This window comes from Desulfitobacterium elongatum (assembly GCF_055378975.1).
The window spans coordinates 3,154,249-3,173,742 of record NZ_AP038772.1 but is presented as its reverse complement, the minus strand read 5'-3'; the positions used below and the strand labels follow the sequence as shown (position 1 = coordinate 3,173,742).

18 protein-coding genes are annotated in these 19,494 nt (G+C 43.2%); 17 read left to right on the top strand and 1 reads right to left on the bottom strand.

Annotated elements, in window-relative coordinates:
* Positions 1 to 12: 12 nt before the first annotated feature.
* The 3 genes from ACZ42W_RS14850 to ACZ42W_RS14840 are packed head-to-tail and all read left to right on the top strand — an operon-like array spanning position 13 to position 3,395.
* A complete protein-coding gene (locus ACZ42W_RS14850) occupies positions 13 to 777 on the top strand; it encodes a helix-turn-helix domain-containing protein (protein WP_464166119.1) in 765 nt (254 codons plus the stop codon).
* Between the two features lie 29 nt (positions 778 to 806).
* Positions 807 to 1,298 (top strand): YajQ family cyclic di-GMP-binding protein, encoded by a 492-nt coding sequence (locus tag ACZ42W_RS14845; RefSeq protein ID WP_464166118.1) that lies wholly within the window; start codon positions 807 to 809, stop codon positions 1,296 to 1,298.
* 48 nt (positions 1,299 to 1,346) lie between these two features.
* On the top strand, positions 1,347 to 3,395 hold the full coding sequence (locus ACZ42W_RS14840) for a YgiQ family radical SAM protein (protein WP_464166117.1): 2,049 nt from the start codon (positions 1,347 to 1,349) through the stop codon (positions 3,393 to 3,395).
* Between the two features lie 183 nt (positions 3,396 to 3,578).
* On the opposite strand, the gene ACZ42W_RS14835 is transcribed toward ACZ42W_RS14840, so the two are convergent.
* The gene (locus ACZ42W_RS14835; RefSeq protein ID WP_464166116.1) at positions 3,579 to 4,184 is read right to left on the bottom strand and encodes a hypothetical protein; all 606 of its coding nucleotides are present in this window, start codon (positions 4,182 to 4,184) and stop codon (positions 3,579 to 3,581) included.
* Positions 4,185 to 4,479: 295 nt separating this feature from the next.
* On the opposite strand from ACZ42W_RS14835, the gene rimO reads away from it, so the two are divergent.
* The 14 genes from rimO to ACZ42W_RS14765 all read left to right on the top strand — a co-directional run bounded on the left by rimO (position 4,480) and on the right by ACZ42W_RS14765 (position 19,463).
* Entirely contained in the window at positions 4,480 to 5,808 is a 1,329-nt protein-coding gene (rimO, locus tag ACZ42W_RS14830) for a 30S ribosomal protein S12 methylthiotransferase RimO (RefSeq protein WP_464166115.1), read from the top strand.
* Positions 5,805 to 6,362 (top strand): CDP-diacylglycerol--glycerol-3-phosphate 3-phosphatidyltransferase, encoded by a 558-nt coding sequence (gene pgsA, locus ACZ42W_RS14825; protein WP_464166114.1) that lies wholly within the window; start codon positions 5,805 to 5,807, stop codon positions 6,360 to 6,362. The genes rimO and pgsA overlap by 4 nt, the downstream gene beginning before the upstream one ends.
* A 182-nt stretch (positions 6,363 to 6,544) precedes the next feature.
* Complete coding sequence (locus ACZ42W_RS14820; protein ID WP_464171029.1) at positions 6,545 to 7,084, top strand: hypothetical protein; 540 nt, start codon at positions 6,545 to 6,547, stop codon at positions 7,082 to 7,084.
* Between the two features lie 66 nt (positions 7,085 to 7,150).
* Entirely contained in the window at positions 7,151 to 8,626 is a 1,476-nt protein-coding gene (locus ACZ42W_RS14815) for an AAA family ATPase (RefSeq protein ID WP_464166113.1), read from the top strand.
* Between the two features lie 234 nt (positions 8,627 to 8,860).
* On the top strand, positions 8,861 to 10,108 hold the full coding sequence (locus ACZ42W_RS14810) for a competence/damage-inducible protein A (RefSeq protein ID WP_464166112.1): 1,248 nt from the start codon (positions 8,861 to 8,863) through the stop codon (positions 10,106 to 10,108).
* A 7-nt stretch (positions 10,109 to 10,115) separates the two neighbouring features.
* A complete protein-coding gene (locus ACZ42W_RS14805; protein ID WP_464166111.1) occupies positions 10,116 to 11,708 on the top strand; it encodes a DEAD/DEAH box helicase in 1,593 nt (530 codons plus the stop codon).
* 261 nt (positions 11,709 to 11,969) lie between these two features.
* Complete coding sequence (locus ACZ42W_RS14800) at positions 11,970 to 12,662, top strand: TerC family protein (RefSeq protein ID WP_464166110.1); 693 nt, start codon at positions 11,970 to 11,972, stop codon at positions 12,660 to 12,662.
* A gap of 247 nt (positions 12,663 to 12,909) precedes the next feature.
* Entirely contained in the window at positions 12,910 to 13,950 is a 1,041-nt protein-coding gene (gene recA, locus ACZ42W_RS14795) for a recombinase RecA (RefSeq protein WP_464166109.1), read from the top strand.
* Position 13,951: 1 nt separating this feature from the next.
* Complete coding sequence (locus ACZ42W_RS14790; RefSeq protein ID WP_464166108.1) at positions 13,952 to 14,449, top strand: regulatory protein RecX; 498 nt, start codon at positions 13,952 to 13,954, stop codon at positions 14,447 to 14,449.
* Between the two features lie 336 nt (positions 14,450 to 14,785).
* A complete protein-coding gene (gene rny, locus ACZ42W_RS14785) occupies positions 14,786 to 16,357 on the top strand; it encodes a ribonuclease Y (protein WP_464166107.1) in 1,572 nt (523 codons plus the stop codon).
* Positions 16,358 to 16,551: 194 nt separating this feature from the next.
* Positions 16,552 to 17,067: a hypothetical protein gene (locus ACZ42W_RS14780; protein ID WP_464166106.1), complete on the top strand. Its 516-nt coding sequence runs from the start codon at positions 16,552 to 16,554 to the stop codon at positions 17,065 to 17,067.
* Positions 17,068 to 17,186: 119 nt separating this feature from the next.
* Complete coding sequence (locus tag ACZ42W_RS14775; RefSeq protein WP_464166105.1) at positions 17,187 to 17,966, top strand: TIGR00282 family metallophosphoesterase; 780 nt, start codon at positions 17,187 to 17,189, stop codon at positions 17,964 to 17,966.
* A 210-nt stretch (positions 17,967 to 18,176) separates the two neighbouring features.
* The gene (gene spoVS, locus ACZ42W_RS14770) at positions 18,177 to 18,437 is read left to right on the top strand and encodes a stage V sporulation protein SpoVS (RefSeq protein ID WP_011459952.1); all 261 of its coding nucleotides are present in this window, start codon (positions 18,177 to 18,179) and stop codon (positions 18,435 to 18,437) included.
* 75 nt (positions 18,438 to 18,512) lie between these two features.
* Positions 18,513 to 19,463, top strand: coding sequence for a dipeptidase (locus tag ACZ42W_RS14765; protein WP_464166104.1), 951 nt, complete (start codon positions 18,513 to 18,515; stop codon positions 19,461 to 19,463).
* The last annotated feature ends 31 nt before the right edge of the window (positions 19,464 to 19,494 follow it).

Below are 19,494 nucleotides of genomic sequence, written 5' to 3'. Positions count from 1 at the left end.
GAGGTGCTTATCATGGCAGGGGAGGGACAAATCCTTCGCGATGCTCGTGAGCAAAAGGGATGGGATATGGTAAAGGCTGAGGAAGTAACGAAGATTAGGATTCGTTATCTTGAAGCCTTGGAAGAAGAAAACTATCGTATTTTACCGGGCACAACCTATATAAAGGGCTTTTTAAGAACGTATGCTAAGCATTTAGGACTTGATGCAGAAGAGCTTTTGTCGCTTTATAAGTTATCTGAAGTTAGAGAACCTCAACCGAAACTTGAATCCATCACCCATACTCCTCGAAAAAGTCCACATTGGTTGAAACCCGCTGCTCTTGCTGTTACAGGTTTACTCGCACTTTTCATTGTGATTGGTATTGCAAGTTTTAGTAAACCTGAAGAAAAACCTCTCGCTTCAGAATTTACTCCCACACCCTTACCGACTGCTCCACAAGAGGAGAAGACTCAACCCTCCGAATCGAACGTGCAGCCTCAACTTCCCGCTCAAAATCCGCCAAGCGTGATTGCAGCGGAAACGGATGGACTCACTGCAAAGCTCGTTTTTACTCAGCCCTGTTGGATCGTTGTTAAAGTCGATGGACAACCTGCTTTAGAAGGGACCTTTACTCAGGGAATGACGAAGGAGCTTAAGGCCAAAGAACAAATTGAGCTAGTGACAGTGGGAAATGCCGGTGGAGTTTCGGTAACCTTGAATGGGAAGACCTTACCTAGCCTGGGGGCATCGAGTCAGGTCGTACGAAATGTGGTTCTGAAGAAGGAAAGCTTGAGCTAGCTTTAAATTGGATAAAGGAGAGAAGATTCGTGGCGAAAGATTCATCGTTTGATATTGTCTCGAAGGTAGAATTGCAGGAAGTTACCAATGCAATTCATCAAGCTCAAAAGGAAATCGAACAACGCTTTGATTTTAAAAATAGTAAGTCCTCCATTGAACTTCAGGAGGATAAGATTATTCTTGTGTCTGATGACGACTTCAAACTCCGTAACGTCTCAGACATTCTCGAAAGTAAGTTAGTGAAAAGGGAAGTCTCCCTCAAGGCTTTGGAATATGGGAAGATTCAACCGGCTGCGGGGGATACGGTACGCCAAGAGGTTAAGCTGGTACAAGGAATTTCCCAGGATAAAGGTAGAGAGATTAATAGAATAATTAAAGAGAGTAAGATAAAAGTGACAAGTTCGATGCAGGGAGATCAAATCCGAGTTACTGCAAAGAATAAAGATGACTTACAAGCAGTTATTGCTTTATTACGTAAACAGGACTTAGGAATTGAACTTCAGTTTACTAATTATCGATAATAAATTCTCCTCCCACTTCTAGTGGGAGTTTTTTCTTACAAGTAAGGAGTGAGCCATATTAAAACCCCACAGTTTTTACCGGTGAGTCGTGAAGACATGAGAAAACGCGGTTGGGATGAACTCGATTTTCTGCTTATTACAGGAGACGCTTACATTGATCACCCAACCTTTGGAATAGCAATCATCTCACGTGTTTTAGAGAAGCATGGGTATAAGGTCGGCGTGATAGCTCAACCGAATTGGCGCGATATTGAAGCCTTCAAGGTGCTCGGTAAACCCAGGCTTGCCTGCCTCCTATCGGGGGGGAACCTTGACTCGATGGTGGATCATTATACGGCTGCGAAGAAACGCCGCTCTAAGGATGTCTATTCTCCTGGGGGAAAACCTGACCTACGTCCTGATCACTCGACCATTGTTTATTCAAACAAGGCGCGGGAAGCTTTTCCAGGTTTACCCGTCATTATCGGAGGTATAGAAGCTTCACTGAGGCGATTTGCCCATTACGATTATTGGAGTAATAAGGTTAAACGCTCGGTTCTGCTCGATAGTCAGGCAGATCTCCTGGTTTTCGGGATGGGGGAAAAACCAATCGTCGAAATAGCTAAGGCGCTGCAAGATAACACGCCCATTCGAGAAATCCAGGGAATTCGTGGTACGATGGTTCCTTGGAAAGGAGATATTCCAGAAGGCGTTCTCGAACTCCCCTCCTATAAGGATGTCGTCGAAGATAAAAAGAAGTACGCTGAGGCCTTCTGGGTTCAGTATAATCAGCAGGACCCCTTTCATGGGAAAAGTATGTTTCAAAGGCATCCACAGGGTGGTGTATTACAGTATCAGCCCACTTATCCTTTAACTCAGTCGGAAATGGATGCAGTGTATGCCCTTCCGTATGTTGGTACGTATCATCCTCAGTATGAAAAGGAGGGAGGAGTCCCAGCAATCGAGGAAGTCCAGTTCAGTTTGGTGAGTTCCAGAGGATGCTATGGTGCGTGCTCCTTCTGTGCCCTAACCTTTCACCAGGGTCGGATTATCCAAGGACGAAGTGCAGAATCGATTATCAGGGAAGCGGAGCAGCTTACCTGGAACCCAAAATTTAAGGGTTATATTCATGATGTGGGCGGTCCGACTGCGAATTTTCGTCGTCCGGCTTGTAAGGCTCAGCTTAAGCGTGGAGCATGTCCGCATAAGCAATGCCTTTTCCCCTCAACTTGCGATCAAGCGGATGTAGATCATTCGGAGTATATCGAACTCCTACGCCGCTTGAGAAGTTTGCCGAAGATTAAGAAGGTATTCGTTCGTTCTGGGATTCGTTATGACGTCGTTTTAGCCGATAAAAAATCAACCTTTTTGCGTGAGCTTTGTGAACATCATGTCAGTGGCCAATTAAAAGTTGCCCCTGAGCATGTGAGTGAAGCAGTTTTAAAGCGGATGGGCAAACCCGGAAAGCAAGTCTATGAGCGCTTTGTCAGTGCGTTTAAAGATATGAACCGAGACATTGGAAAGGAACAGTATCTCGTTCCTTATCTCATGTCCTCCCATCCCGGAAGCGGTCTCAAAGAGGCTATTGAGCTTGCTGAATATGTCCGTGATATGGGAGTCAATCCGGAACAAGTCCAAGACTTTATCCCGACCCCTGGTACTTTATCCACGTGTATGTATTACACCGGCTTTGACCCGAGAACTATGGAGAAAGTCTATGTGCCTCGGACGATGGAAGAAAAGGCAATGCAAAGAGCCCTTATCCAATATCGAAATCCTAAGAATTTCGAATTAGTGGAAAAGGCCTTAAAGCTAGCTCATCGAGAGGATTTAATTGGGTATGGCCCCAAGTGCCTCATTCGCCCCCTCTCTCACCGAAGATTTAATAAAGCAGGTGCAAATGAGAAGGAAGAAACTCCACATACACAAACAACCAAAAGAATCCAGAAAGCAAACGGAACCCAGAATCTTAAGTCGGTTAAACATGGGTTAACGGATAAGAGCCGTGGAAAGAAAGAAGCAAAAGTCACAGCAAAATTTGACCAAAAGACTGAAGGAAAATCTGTCAAGAAGACGAATCTTAAAAATAAGGGAAAAGCTCGTACAAATTCTAAATAGCTCCTTTTAAGATAAGAACATAAAAAAAGATGAACTGAACTGAACTGAAGTGAATGGAGAAGGTTCGCCAATATCAAGTAATTGATAAGTGGCGAACCTTTTTGTAGAATCTTTACCGTATAAGTCTCGTATGGTATGGGTGTAGGAGTAAGCGGTTGGCCTCCACTAACTTTCGAAGACTTCCTACTCTACAACTTCCCCGAACTCCTCGATAAGAGCATCTTCAACCTCATCCATTTTCAACGTCCCCAGCTCTTTCGAAAACTGCGGTTCAAGCTCAAGATACTTCTCATAGGTCAGCTCTGGATCATCCTCATAAAACTTCGAAAAGTTAAACAATACTCCATTTTCGGCTTCTGATACGTGTTTTAGGGCAAAGTACTCCGTAAGATCGATTCGGCTTTGCAAGAGAATCGTATCACCGGGAATGACTAAAACAACCTGCGCATCTTCATAGACTCGGTGTAAAAACTTCCAGGTGAAAGCTTGAATCAGTGCTGTGGTTGCGTCGATTGCCTTGTCGCTCTCAAGGGATTTCCAAGAAAATTCTTGTGTGAGCTGTTGAGTTTGTTCCATTTCCTCAGCAATAACATCGAGCCGAGAGGCTACAAGCGAAGGAATAGTGTACTCATCACACATTGAGTTTCCACACGAATAGACGGGGACGTTTAAAACCTTCCCAGCGCCATGGTCAAGAGCGATGGGTAGGGTACGTGAAGTAAGGTAGCCTGTATCTCCACATCCACAGGAATCGACGGGGGAAAGAGATTCGTTAAACAAATAAAACACCTCGCATAATACGTTGAGCACCAGAGAAAGTAGATATCAATATATTATTGTACTGGAAAACGTTCGGTCTATAAAGAGTAATCCTGAAATAATTAAGAGCCGTAATTAAAGCTCACTAATAAAGTATTGCCAAATAGCTGCAAAATAAGAAAGGAAAAGAGAGCCTTGTATACATAATTATATTTGCTTTTGACACTAAGGGAAAAACTAGTTTATACTAGATAAGTAAGAATATATCGAGAGATTATTTGAAATCGTTAGAGATACGAATGGTCTTAGTCTAGGGGTGCAAATCTTGAGTAAAAAAGTGGCTATCGTGACTTTGGGGTGTCCAAAGAATCAGGTCGATAGTGAAGTGATGTCAGGCCGAATCGGAGAAAAATATCAAGTTGTAGAAGGCCCTGAACAAGCTGATATTATTATCGTCAATACGTGTACGTTTATCGAGAGTGCCAAGGCAGAATCAATCGAAACCATTTTGGAGATGGCTCAATACAAAGATGAGGGAACCTGTAAGACACTCGTAGCTACAGGATGCTTAGCGCAACGCTATGGAGATGAACTCTTAAAGGATATCCCCGAACTGGATGGAGTATTGGGTACAGGTAATATCTCTGAGGTCATTGAGGCAATTGAAGAAGCAGAGAGTCAAAGAGTGCGTAGAATTAGCTCTGAAGCACCTGATTTCTTGTATGATGAGACCATGCCAAGAAACCGTTTATCTCCAAAAGAGTATGCCTACGTTAAAGTTGCGGAGGGATGCGATAATTATTGTACATACTGTGTAATACCTCATGTACGTGGGCATTTTCGTAGTAGGAAACAGGAATCCATCCTTCAGGAAGTCAAAAAGATGGCAGATGAAGGAGTTAAAGAAGTTTTACTTATCGCACAAGATACCACCCGTTATGGCCTAGATCTCTATGGGGAGTATCGATTACCTTCTTTAATCCAGCAAATTGCTGAAATCGAAGGGATTCAATGGATTAGGCTGATGTATTGTTATCCTGAACTTTTTACAGATGAATTAATTCGTGTAATGAAAGAAACGCCTAAGGTTTGCCGTTACCTAGATTTGCCACTGCAGCACGCCCATGATAAAGTGTTGCGTGAGATGAATCGTCGAGGATCGATTCAAGAAGCAGAGGAGCTGATTCTTAAGCTTCGCCAAGCGATGCCAGATATTCGAATCCGAACGACGATGATTACCGGTTTCCCTGGGGAGACAGAAGAAGAGTTTCAGGCAATTATAACATTTGCGAAGCGGGTACGGTTTGACCGTTTAGGAGCATTTGCCTATTCTCAGGAAGAATCCACACCTGCAGCAAAGAGAGTAGATCAGGTTCCGCTCGAAATTCGGGAGAGCCGACGTGATGAACTCATGAGAGTACAGCAAGATATTGCCTATGAATTACAGCAGAGATGGGTGAATAAAGTACTTAAAGTACTCATCGAAGAAAAGTTGCCTGATAGCCGTTGGGTGGGTCGTACTGAAGGCGATGCTCCTGAAATCGATGGCTTAGTCTATGTCAAATCTCCTAAGGCGCTTCAAATTGGAGATTTCGTACAAGTGAAAATTTTAGAAGCGGATAGTTATGATTTAGTGGGAGAGGTTGTTTTGTGAATTTACCCAATCGACTCACATTAGCGCGAATATTTTTAATCCCGATTTTCATGGCGTTTTTGCTCTTGCAGGCGCCGAAAGGGCAACCTATATTCCCGCATCAGGACATAGTCGCTGCGGTCATTTTCATTTTAGCTGCGACAACGGATGGATTAGATGGGTATGTAGCCCGAAAACGGGGGCAAGTTACAGTGCTAGGGAAGTTTATGGATCCTTTGGCCGATAAACTCCTTGTTTCTGCCGCCTTGATTGCACTTGTCGAACTCCGCGATGTTCCTGCCTGGGTGGCCTGGGTTATTCTTGCCCGAGAATTTGCCGTCACAGGATTGCGAGCGATTGCCTCAGCAGATGGTACAGTGATTAGTGCCAGTAAGCTTGGGAAAGTCAAAACGGTGACCCAAGTCATTGCAATTTCTGCGATACTCCTTCATGATTGGCCCTTATCTCTTATTCATATTCCTGTTGGACAGCCGTTTTTATACATAGCCCTCGTTTTTACGATTATTTCTGGGATCGATTATTTGAGAAAGTCTAAAAAATTATTGAAAAAGTAAGCCTTAAGCCCTTCGAAACTCAATGTTGTTTATCTTGAGCCTAAAGTAAAGCAGAGCTTCCAAACCTAGGAAAGCTCTGCTTTTTTATACACAATTGGATAATTTTATATATCAGTTATAGATATATTGCATGATATAATGTCTGTATGCTAGTGAGTATTGATTCGTGGGGAGGAAAAATGATGACTAAACAGCGGATTGCACTCATCAGTCTGATTGGCATTCTTGTATTTGGATTATTACTAGGCGGACAGCTTGTCTATAAGAATAAGTGGGTTAATGGCACCTTGACCCAAGAAAGTCAGCAAATTCAGGGTGTTCTGTCTGCTAAGATAGCTTCTCATGACGGACAGTCCGAAATCTTAGTCCAAACAAGTCAGATTGATAATTTACAGAAGGCAAGCCTTCAACTCCAGAAAATTTCGGGTATGCGACCCATTCGCTATGTAGATCAAAGGACTCCAGAACTTGAACGCATTTTTCAGCAGATGCAATTCCCTATACAAGAAGGAATTGCGAAAGGAAACTTTACGCAAATGGAACAAACCCTTAAGGAACTAGCCGATAAAAACAATGTGACCCTGAATCTTGCCATGGATAACTCAGCAATCTACTTGACTTTGACTCAGGATGAGAGTCAACTCGTAGCTGTCCTCGAGCGTCATGGACAAGGAACCTTTTTGCCTAGTGAAGGGAACACAAAGAGTAATTCCGTAGAATAAGAAAGAAATTATACAAGAAAAGGCTACATGGTGTTTTCACTGTGCTACAAGAGGAGGATATATCGGATGGGGCTTGATATAGCTATCGGTGCAGGAGTCGGGATATTTTTCTATCTTTGGGTTGCGGGCTTCAATGTAATGCCCATAGGGCTACTTGCTCTGAGTGGCTTTTTACTTTGGAAATTTGTAATTCAGCGTCAAGTCGTCAAGACCACGGGAAAGGGAGTCCAGATCTCTGGTACATCGATTGACTTTGAAGATATCGGTGGACAAAATGCTGCTAAGAAGGAGTTACAAGAGGCTTTGGACTTTCTCCTCTACTCAGATAGAATGAAGGAGTTAGGGATTCGGCCACTGAAAGGAATCCTCTTATCTGGACCACCAGGGACCGGAAAAACTCTTTTAGCAAAAGCGGCAGCTCGGTATACAAATTCGGTGTTCTTAGCAATGTCAGGTAGCGAATTTGTTGAGATGTATGCGGGTGTCGGTGCGGAAAGAGTGCGAAGTTTGTTTCGAAAGGCCAAAGATCTTTCGAAAAAAGAGAAGAAGCAGAGCGCGATTATCTTTATTGATGAGATGGATATTCTCGGAGCGAAGCGTGGAAGTAATGTTTCGCATCATGAATACGATCAGACTCTTAATCAGCTTCTGGTTGAGATGGACGGCCTTGGAAGTGACCAGGGTCCGCAGATTCTGGTTATTGCAGCAACGAACAGAGCAGATGCACTGGATCAGGCTTTATTACGTCCTGGGCGCTTTGATCGTCAAGTGAAAGTGGATTTACCCGACAAAGAAGGACGCTTGGCAATCCTCCAGATTCATTCCAAAAACAAGCCATTGGCTACTGATGTTGATCTCGAGAAAATTGCACAAGAAACGTTTACATTCTCGGGAGCACATCTTGAAAGTGTCACGAATGAAGCTGCTGTATTTGCATTAAGGGATAATGAAAATGAGATTAATATGAGTCATTTCAGAGAAGCAGTAGAAAAAGTGCTCCTAGGAGAGAAGCTTGACAGAAAACCCTCAGACGAGGAGTTAAAGCGTGTTGCGGTACATGAAAGTGGTCATGCCATACTTGCTGAACACGTACGACCGCATTCGGTTTCTCAGATCTCGATTCGCTCCCGTGGGAATGCTCTTGGTTATGTACGGCATTATCCAAAGGATGATCTGTATCTTTATACGCAAGCTATGATCGAAGAACAAATCATGGTCGCTCTTGCTGGAGCAGTGGCTGAGGAAGTGATCCTTGGGGCGCGAAGTACCGGGGCGGCAGGTGATTACGAGCAGGCACTTCGTATGGTAGAGAAGATGTTAGCCTCTGGAATGTCTTCACTTGGAGTGGTAGATGTCTCTAAGTTAGGTGCAGAACAACGACAGAATGTCTCTCGCGATATCTTAAGTCATCTCGAAAAGCGTACCCGAGAGGTCGTTCTACAAAGTCAATCTACGCTCGTTGAGCTCACGCAACTGCTTCAGAGAGAAGAAGTTCTCAATGGAGAAAAGCTTCGTATTCTGATGGATGAACATGCAGCATAAGCTTGAAATCGAGATTATCGATTTTTGAGATATTGAAAAAAATCTACAAAATTAGATGTAGAGAACGATCCCTTTGTCGTTCTCTATTTTTTTTGCATTTCGTTTAAAAAATTATCTTGCAATACGATTTTTTTCTTTGTATTGAAAGGATAGATTTCCTTGAGACGAGAAATAAATAGGATGAGGACGAGAGAGCTTAAGTTTGCGTTTGAAGAGGGAGAGTGATAAAATACTATGAAAGCTGAAATTATCGCTACAGGGACGGAAATACTGCTTGGACAGACCTTAAATACGAGTGCACACTATCTTACAGGAAAGTTATCGGAGTTAGGAATAGAAGTAGATTATCATACCACCGTAGGAGATAACGCAGAACGGCTGGAAAAGGTAATTCAACAAGGAATAGAACGTTCGGATCTGCTTGTGATAACTGGAGGGACAGGCCCTACGGTTGATGATTTATCTAAGGAGCTTGTGGCAAAGGTTCTTGGATTAAACATGGTTCTCGATCCTGTCAGTCTTGATAAGATCCGACATTTTTTCTCACTTCGTGGCACGAATATGCCTGAGACGGAAAAGAAACAAGCATACTTTCCTGAAGGAACTAAAATTCTTCCGAATAACCACGGAACGGCACCAGGGGCCATCGTTCGAAAAGAAGAAAAAACGATTGTTATATTACCTGGGCCACCGTCCGAGATGCAACCGATGTTCGATGATTGTGTATGGCCGGTTTTAGAGCGAGCAGCTCAAGTCGATTCAAGCCGGATGCATGTTCGCGTTATTAAAGTTGTGGGTCTCGGGGAATCTGATGTGGAAGAGAAGCTTCAAGATCTCCTCGGAGGAAGAAATCCAAGTATGACTTTGCTTGCAAAGCACTCGGAGTTGCATATCCGTTTAGTAACCCGAGGAGATGCTGAAAAGGCGGCGGAGATTTTGAATGAGGCTGAACGGCTCATATATGCCCGTCTAGAAGATCGGGTATTCGGAACAAATGAGGATACGATGATTGGGTTAGTCAGCGAGAATTTAAAACGTCGAGGGTTGACTATCGCAACAGCAGAGTCCTGTACAGGTGGCATGCTTGGAGCTGTACTCACTCAAGAACCAGGGAGTTCAGACTTTTTCTTAGGTGGAGTAGTTAGCTATTCGAATACGCTTAAAGAAAAGTTTTTGGGGGTTAAACCTCATACTCTCGAGACGTTTGGGGCGGTTAGCACGGAGACTGCGCTAGAAATGGCGGGTGGTATCCGAGAGTATGCAAATTCTGATCTGGGAGTTAGTATTACGGGAATAGCCGGACCCGGCGGGGGGAGCCAGGAAAAGCCTGTTGGCTTAGTCTATATTGGTTTAGCAACGCCGGATGGTATCGAAGCGTGTAAGTTTCAGTTTCATGGGGGACGAGATTCAATTCGGCAATTATCTGTTCAAGCTGCCTTGGATTGGGTCCGTCGATATATGTTGAAAGTTGAAAGGAGCTAGCAATAGTTTGAGTGCAGAACGTTTACAATCCTTTGGTGAGATTTCACTAAGTAAACAAATATTACAATCATTATCTGAAATGGGGTTTGAGGAACCCTCACCCATTCAGAAAGCTGCGATTCCTTTGGCGATGGAAGGAGTCGATTTGATCGGACAGGCCCAGACAGGTACAGGAAAAACTGCAGCCTTTGGGATTCCTATCTGTGAGAAGGTTAATCCTAAGTTTCAAGCTGTCCAAGCGATTATTATAACTCCGACGCGTGAACTTGCCGTTCAAGTATCAGAGGAAATTAGCAAGATTGGGAAATACCGTCACATTAAGCCTTTGCCCATCTATGGTGGTCAATCCATTGATCGCCAAATTCGTGCCCTTCGCTTTGGAAGTCAGGTGGTTGTGGGTACCCCAGGACGAATTCTCGATCATTTGAATCGTGGAACCTTGAAATTACAATATGTCAAGATGGTCGTTCTTGATGAAGCGGATGAAATGCTAGATATGGGCTTTGTCGAAGATATAGAAAGTATTCTAAAACAAGTCCCAGTGGAAGAACGTCAAGTGATGCTTTTTTCAGCTACGATGCCACTTGAAATTAAGAAGTTAGCTAAGAATTATATGCATGATCCGCAGTCTATCGCGGTTAGTCGTGATGAACTCACCGTTCCTTTGATCGAACAAGTATTTTATGAAACACGCGAAAAGATTAAAGTCGATGCCTTATGCCGCATCATAGACATGGAAGAGATTGGCCAAGCCATTATTTTCTGCCGGACGAAGCGTGGAGTGGATGAACTTGTTGCAGCGATTGAGGCAAGAGGGTATTTTGCAGATGCACTTCATGGAGACTTGAGTCAGCAACAAAGAGACCGCGTCATGAAACGCTTTCGCGATGCGAAGATTGAACTCCTTGTTGCAACAGATGTTGCAGCACGTGGGTTAGATATTGATAATGTAACTCATGTTATCAATTTTGATATTCCACAGGATCCTGAATCCTATGTTCATCGCATCGGGCGTACAGGAAGAGCGGGAAGAAAAGGACAAGCGATTACCCTGATTTCCTCTCGTGAATACCGTCAACTCCGGTTAATTGAGCGATTAATTAAGACCCGGATTCTTCGTAAAGAATTGCCGACGCTTGCAGATGTGAGTGAGCGTCAGGCTGAGAACTTGAAGAGTCAATTGATTAAATTGTTACAGAAGAACCACTTAGGAACTTACCGCTCCATCGTGAGTTCATTGCTTGAAGAGTATGATTCGGTGGATGTGGCTGCCGCAGCCTTAAAATTTGCTGTTGAAGGGGCAGATGAGCGGCTCGAAGAAGACGAGGATCCCTCCTTCGGCAATACAGGAGCGGCTCCAGGAATGGTACGACTTTTTATGAACATTGGACGGTTACAGCAAATTCGTCCTCAGGATATTGTTCGTTGGATTGCGGATGAAAGTGGAATTCCTGGGAATATCATAGGAATGATTAATATTTACGATAATTTTACGTTCGTAGAAGTTCCTGAGCAATTTGCGAACAGAGTCTTGAGTTGTATGCATCAAAACTTTATGAAGGGCCGGAAGGTTAATGTAGAACCGGCTAAAGCAAGGTAAGTTTCTTGCAATAGGCAGCATGTTGCAATAGTGTAACGATATATTGTTACATGAAACAAGAGGATGTTTCGATATGAAACATCCTCTTGCTTTTTTATATTCAAAGAATTCGGCATGATTCTTGCATATGTATTAAATCCGTGAAGGAGGCGATAAGGAACATGATCCTAAGAGGACCTACTATATTCTTGATTTATTGCTCTTGTACATTTTCTTTTAGAAAGCAATCTAATAAAAACGTCAGAGGGGATAGGGATTATAATGGTACTTGATGCAACATTTTGGACTTCATTACTAGAAATAATCGGAATTAACCTACTGCTTAGTGGAGATAATGCAGTCGTTATAGCTTTAGCTACTCTTCGTTTAGAAGGGAAGGAGAAAAAACAAGGTGTTTTCTGGGGTACGTTCGGTGCAGTCGCTTTAAGAATTGCATTAACAGCAGTTGCTGCATCAGTTTTAAAGATTCCATTTGTACAAGCTGTAGGGGGAATACTTCTCGCTTATATTGCAGTTAAGCTCTTGAAAGGCGAAGACTGTGATGAGAACGTTCATGCTGCAGGCAGCTTGAGGGAAGCCATCAAAACGATTATTTTTGCGGATTTGCTCATGAGTTTAGATAATGTCTTAGCTGTGGCAGGAGCTTCTGGAGGAAATATAGTTCTACTGATTTTAGGCTTACTCATCAGCATTCCGATAGTTATCTTTGGCAGTACTGTATTGTCTAATATCATGAAAAAGTATTTTTGGATTGTTTCGGTGGGTGCTGGACTTTTAGGGTACACTGCAGGAGAGATGATTTTGAAAGATTCCTATTTCCACTTCCTTACAAAGATTCACATTCTAGAGTATCTCATTCCTGGGATCTTAGCCATAGGGGTTATTCTTTTAGGGAATTGGCTGAAAAAAAGGCAATGTGCAGTTCAAAAACAAGAGCCGGGAAAAACAGCATAATATAGCCTTATCGCGTTCGGTCGCATGTGCTTCAATTAAGGGATAGATCAAATAACCTATTTTTAGATAATAGGTAAGATAGAATGGCGCTTAAAGGGTTTTCTTAATGAATTGAGAAAACCCTTTTGCTGTATTCTGTAAAAACAATTGACAAGCTGAAGCCGAAAAAAGTATAATTGTTATCGAACAAGTGTTTTGTTCGCTGCGAATTTAAATTAAAAAGTAAGGGTTTTAGGGAGGAAAAAGAATGGCCGGGACTGATAAATTAAAAGCCCTGGATATGGCATTAAGCCAAATCGAAAAGCAATTTGGCAAGGGTTCGATTATGAGAATGGGAGAAGCCTCAGCCAAAATGGCAGTAGAGGTTATTCCTACAGGCTCCTTGGCCATTGATATTGCGCTTGGAGTAGGGGGAGTACCTCGGGGCCGGATGATAGAGATTTATGGGCCGGAGTCTTCAGGTAAAACCACGGTCGCTTTACATATCGTCGCGGAAGCACAAAAGTTAGGTGGAGTTGCAGCATTTATCGATGCGGAGCATGCTCTGGATCCCATCTATGCTAAGGCACTTGGGGTCAATATCGATAATTTATTAGTTTCCCAACCTGATACAGGAGAGCAAGCGATGGAAATCTGCGAAGCCCTAGTGCGGAGCGGTGCAGTCGATGTTGTTGTTATTGACTCTGTTGCAGCTTTAGTTCCAAGAGCTGAGATTGAAGGTGAAATGGGCGATTCCCATGTTGGATTGCAGGCCCGTTTAATGTCACAAGCGCTACGTAAATTGACCGGCGCCATTAGTAAAAGTAAGACGTGTGTTGTCTTCATCAATCAGATTCGTGAAAAGATCGGAGTCATGTTTGGCAATCCCGAGACGACCACCGGCGGGCGTGCCCTGAAATTTTACGCGACCATTCGGATGGATGTTCGTCGTACGGAGACGCTTAAACAAGGTCAAGATATGATTGGAAACCGAACAAAGGTAAAAGTCGTGAAGAATAAGGTAGCCCCACCGTTTAAACAAGCCGAATTTGATATTATGTATGGGGAAGGGATATCTCGCGAAGGTAGTATTGTTGATATAGGTACAGATATGGACATTATTGCAAAATCTGGAGCTTGGTATTCTTACAATGGAGAACGGTTAGGCCAAGGAAGAGAGAATGTAAAAGACTTTCTTAAACAGCATCCAGATATTGCGGCTGAAATCGAAAAACGTATTCGCGCGAATATAAGCGTAACAGCTGTTCCTTCTTCAGACGAACCAGAAACAGTGCAGGAAGAAGAATAGGATGAAAACGGCGTTGGACGCGGCGTTAACTTATTTATCGAGACGACTATATACTCGTTTTGAAATGGTTCAGCGTCTCGGACAGAAAGGCTTCGCATCTGATGAAGTTGAAAAGGCCCTTGAACGATTAGTGGAATGGGGATATCTCAATGACCGGGAATATGCACTTTCCTATTGTCGAAGTAGGCAATCGAGTTACTCGAAGAAACGTATTGAAGTTGAACTCAAGCATAAAGGAATTGAAGATGAACTTGTCTTTGACGTGCTAGAAGAGTCCTATTTACCAAGCCAGGAACAGGCACTATGTAGACAACAAGCTCAGAAGATATGGTCAGAAGAATTGAGACGTTGGGAAAGTTCTTATCAATACAAAAAGAGTTATGCTAAAATTCCTCGTGAGGTTTTCCTCCGACAAAAAGTAGGGCAGAAGCTTCTTCAAAAGGGATATTCACTTGAACTGGTTTATCATAGTATCGATGAAATAGCTGGAAGGGATTAAGCTCTCTTCCTCTTTTTTTATTAATCACCACCAAGCTCTCTACAAGACAAAAAAAGGTTCAGAAATAGCCTAATCAAGGGATAATCTTGACAAATTTTTCAAAAGATATTAAACTCTAAAAAGAAGCCTGTTTCTGTAAATCAAACCTTAAAAGGTTTTCTTATAGATTGCATCGTTGTTAGTATAATATGGAGGGTAACGAACTAGCGCGTGTGGGTTTGTAGGAACCGATAGACATATCATGTCTTATATTAAGGATTTTTTGTAGAGGCTGGCGTATGCCCAGTTTTTTTATTTTTATTCGATTCAATTGGTGATTATTTCAAATAAGTGTAGGTGATTAAGGGAGGTGAGGTCCACTTGGAGGTTACTGGAATCGTTTCAGGAGTTTTAGCTGTTTTATCGCTTGGCATAGGTGGCTTCGTTGGGTGGATCATTCGGAAGAATACGGCCGAAAAAGCGATTGGATCGGCAGAAGAAGAAGCAAAAAGAGTTGTCGAGAATGCACATAGTTCGTCAGAAGCAAAACGTCGTGAAGCTGTTGTAGCTGCTAAAGAAGAAGTTATGCATATTCGTAATGAGGTTGAAAAAGAATCTCGTGAGCGTCGTAATGAGATTCAGCGAATGGAAAGACGGGTCATCCAGAAGGAAGAATCCTTAGATCGGAAAATGGAATCTTTAGAGCGTAAGGAAGAAAATCTTCATCGCAAAGAAGATGAAGTGGAAGTCCTTAAGGAGAATTTGGCTCAGACTGTAGCCAAGGAAAAGCAAGAACTTGAACGTGTGTCCGGATTATCCACTGAGGAAGCCAAACAAATGCTTCTTCATAATGTAGAAGAAGACGTCCGTTACGAGTCAGCAATTATGATTAAAGAAATTGAGACAAGAGCAAAGGAAGAAGCAGATAAAAGGGCTAAGAACATTATTTCCTTAGCTATTCAGAGATGTGCTGCTGATCATGTCGCAGAAACGACAGTCTCTGTTGTCGCCTTGCCGAGTGATGAAATGAAAGGGCGAATTATTGGACGTGAGGGACGAAATATTCGGACCTTAGAGACGTTGACCGGTATTGATTTGATTATTGATGATACTCCGGAAGCCGTTATTTTGTCCGGCTTTGATCCGATACGTAGAGAAGTTGCTCGAGTTGCTTTAGAGAAATTAATAGCAGACGGCCGTATTCATCCGGCGCGGATCGAAGAGATGGTTGAAAAGGCTCAGAAAGAAGTTGAGCAGAGAATACGCGAAGAAGGGGAACAAGCAACCTTCGAGACGGGAGTTCATGGCTTACATCCAGAGCTGATTCGCTTATTAGGTCGGTTAAAGTTCAGGACCAGTTATGGTCAGAATGTATTAAAACACTCCATAGAAGTTTCTCATTTAGCTGGATTGATGGCGGCTGAACTTGGTGTAGATGTTCAACTTGCGAAACGGGCCGGCCTACTTCATGATATTGGTAAAGCTGTCGATCACGATATCGAAGGAACTCATGTGCAAATTGGCGTGGATCTGGCCAAAAGGTACAAAGAATCTGGGGAAGTTATACACGCAATCGAAGCTCATCATGGTGATGTGGAAGCCAAAACGATTGTCGCGGTCCTTGTGGCTGCAGCGGATGCAGTGTCAGCTGCTCGTCCGGGTGCACGACGTGAAACCCTTGAGTCTTATATAAGACGTCTACAGAAGTTAGAGGAAATTGCGGATACTTTTGAGGGTGTCGAGAAATCCTTTGCAATTCAAGCAGGTCGTGAGATTCGAATTATCGTTAAGCCCGATAAGATCGATGATGTCTTAGCTCCAAGAGTTGCTCGTGAAATCAGTAAGCGTATTGAAGATGAGCTAGAGTATCCCGGACAAATTAAGGTCGTTGTCATTCGGGAAACTCGAGCAGTAGATTATGCTAAATAAATTTCTAAGTGTGCTAAAAGACAGGTGATGAATATCGCCTGTCTTTTAGCGTTTCTATGATTTATCCGAGGACTAAACACCACTGGATAAGATTGGTCGAGGCAGTTTTAAATGGGAATAGGTGAGAGCAGGACTTTGCCAAGCCTTGACGAATTAATATAGTATTAGTCGTTTTTAAAGAGAGGAATGACACTATGGGAAGCTTAAACTTCCAGTACAAGGATGGTAGCGATGTGCCGGAAGGGGTTGGGCTTTTGATATCCATTTTGGTGCGCTATCCCGAAGTGTGCTCCGTAAGATATCTAAAACAAGAGCATGCCCTTAAATTTAGATTTTTGCTACAAGTGCCTGAACACGGGGAAAAATTAACGAAGAAGATTCGCGAAGCGTTGGAGGTTTTCCATCGGTTTGAGGGAAATACTATGCAACTTTGTGAGGTAGAACAGAAACCAGAAGATCGATTATCCCTCCTCATGATTACACGGGATGTCGGGAGTATGAGCCAAAGGGAAGTTGGACTTATCGTTGATCTTGTGAAAGCGGAGTGGAGTAAGCAACTTATTTTCGAGGAGGCAGAACTGTCGGAGGATGAATTGATCTTCCAGGAAGAAGTGATTGGCCAAATTCTGCAATCGTTTAGAGAAAGTAGCTTGGATAAGGGATTTATTGCAGTTCGAGAAGAAGGACGGGTCTTAGTCTATAAGAACTAACTTGGGACTGTCCGCTCTCTCTGTCTTAAGAAGTGGATTTTGGGGAAGGTTATATCTTAAGTCTGAAGGGTTATTTCCTTTCTGATGAACGATATAATTGAGAAGGAGATTGTTTTTAGGTGAATATTCTTTTTATCGGAGATATAGTAGGTAACCCTGGTCGGGATGCGATAAAATCCTTACTTAAACCACTGCAGCAGGAATACTCGATTGACTTGACGATAGCTAACGCCGAAAATGCGGCTGGTGGGAAAGGTCTAACGAAAGAAATCGGGGAGGAATTACTCTCCTCTGGCATTGAATTCATGACCATGGGTAATCACGTCTGGGATCAACGGACCATCATGAAGTATATCGAAGAAGAAGCACGCCTGATAAGACCTGCAAACTATCCGAAAGGTGCACCTGGGAAAGGTTACGGGTATGTGAGAAAGAATGGAAAAAAGGTTGGGGTTCTTAATCTTTCAGGTAGGGTGTATCTTCCCGCGTTGGAGGATCCTTTTAGTGGGGCAATTCGTTGGGTTAATGAAATGCGCCAAGAAACCCCTATTATCCTAGTCGATTTTCATGCAGAAGCGACTTCAGAGAAGGTCGCTCTAGGTTGGTTTCTTGATGGAAAAGTCAGTGCAGTCGTAGGGACCCATACCCATATCCAAACGGCGGATGCACGACTTCTTCAACAAGGTACTGCTTATATTACTGATGTCGGTATGACTGGCCCCCGGGACTCTGTTTTAGGTGTCAAGAAAGAGACTATTATCAATCGTTTCCTTACTCAATTGCCGGCTAAGTTTGAGCTCGCTACGGGTGCTTTGCAACTCAATGCTGTTGTTCTTGATATCGACGAGAACACAGGTAAAGCACGAAGTATTACCCCGATACAAAGAGTAAAGGACTAGTTTCTCTTCTTCATTTACACATTATTTCATGAAGGGCAAAGTCTCGTTGATCCAGGCTCTATGGGTAACGAATTTCTGTCACATTTGATTGATAATAATAAAAAAATCTGAAAAGTCATTTTAAAAAAGAGGATTTTTTTTACTTTTCGAGAATACATGTAACTGTGTATGGAAATACATGTCAGTGATTCGAACAGGAGGTTGTCGTTCATGGATGTGTTAAAAGTCTCAGCTAAATCGAGTCCAAATTCCGTCGCAGGAGCCCTAGCCGGAGTACTCCGTGAGAGGGGAGGTGCGGAGTTACAGGCCATTGGAGCAGGGGCGCTCAACCAGGCTGTCAAGGCTGTAGCAATCGCAAGGGGGTTCGTTGCCCCAAGTGGAGTCGATCTTGTATGTATCCCCGCTTTCACGGACATACAAATTGACGGAGAAGAGCGAACGGCAATAAAGCTTATCGTCGAACCAAGATAGATCAACTTGAGCAGTACACCTGTTTGCTTACGCGGGCAGGTGTTTCTTTTTGTCTAGGAAAGGAGATTAGAGGATATGAAGGATTTCTGGGTTGTTGATGGTCATTGTGATAGTCTAATAGATTATCTCGAAGGAAAAAGAACGTTGTGTGATCCGAAGGAAGGTGGGCACTGGGATATCAAAAGGGCACGGGAAGGAAAGGTAATTCTCCAATTTTTGGCTGCATTTATCGAAAGCCAGTATAAACCGGAACAGGCGAGTAGAAGAGGGTTAGAACTGATTCACGCAGCCCACCGATTTATTCAGGAGAATGCAGAGAGCGTGTATCTTATACGGACGCAGAAGGACCTACCCCAACTCCCTTACGCGGAAAAAATCGCCTGCTTGCTGAGTGTTGAGGGTGGGGAGATCTTAGGTGAAAGTCTATTCATGCTCGATGTCATCTTTGAGTTAGGCGTTCGTGCCCTAGGTTTAACTTGGAATCAGAGAAATGCCCTTGCTGACGGTGTAGGCGAAAAAACGAATAGCCGTTTGACCCGATTTGGGGAAAGTGTAATTCATCGTATGAATGAACTCGGCATGATTGTCGATGTATCTCACCTCAACGAAGCTGGATTTTGGCATGCGCTCGGAATTAGCAATCAGGCTATCCTTGCTTCGCATTCCTGCGCCTATGCACTTTGTCCACATCAACGAAATCTGACAGATGAACAATTAAGGGCACTCGCCCAAAATCATGGGTTGGTCGGAGTGAACTTCTATCCTGCTTTCCTTACACATGAGAATGAAGCTCGACTCTCCGATGTGGTTCGACATATCACGCACATAGCTGAAGTGGCAGGTGTAGAATCCATCGGAATAGGGTCAGATTTCGATGGGATTGATCGTACTCCTAATGGTCTAGAAGACGTGGGGAAATACAGTGGACTTTCTGAAGCCTTGCTAGAGGCTGGATTTAATACACAAGAAGTTGAACAAATAATGTACAAAAACTTTATGCGTTTCCTCTCTGCCGTGATAAAATAGTAGGGTGAAAATAATTTTCCCGAAAAGAGGT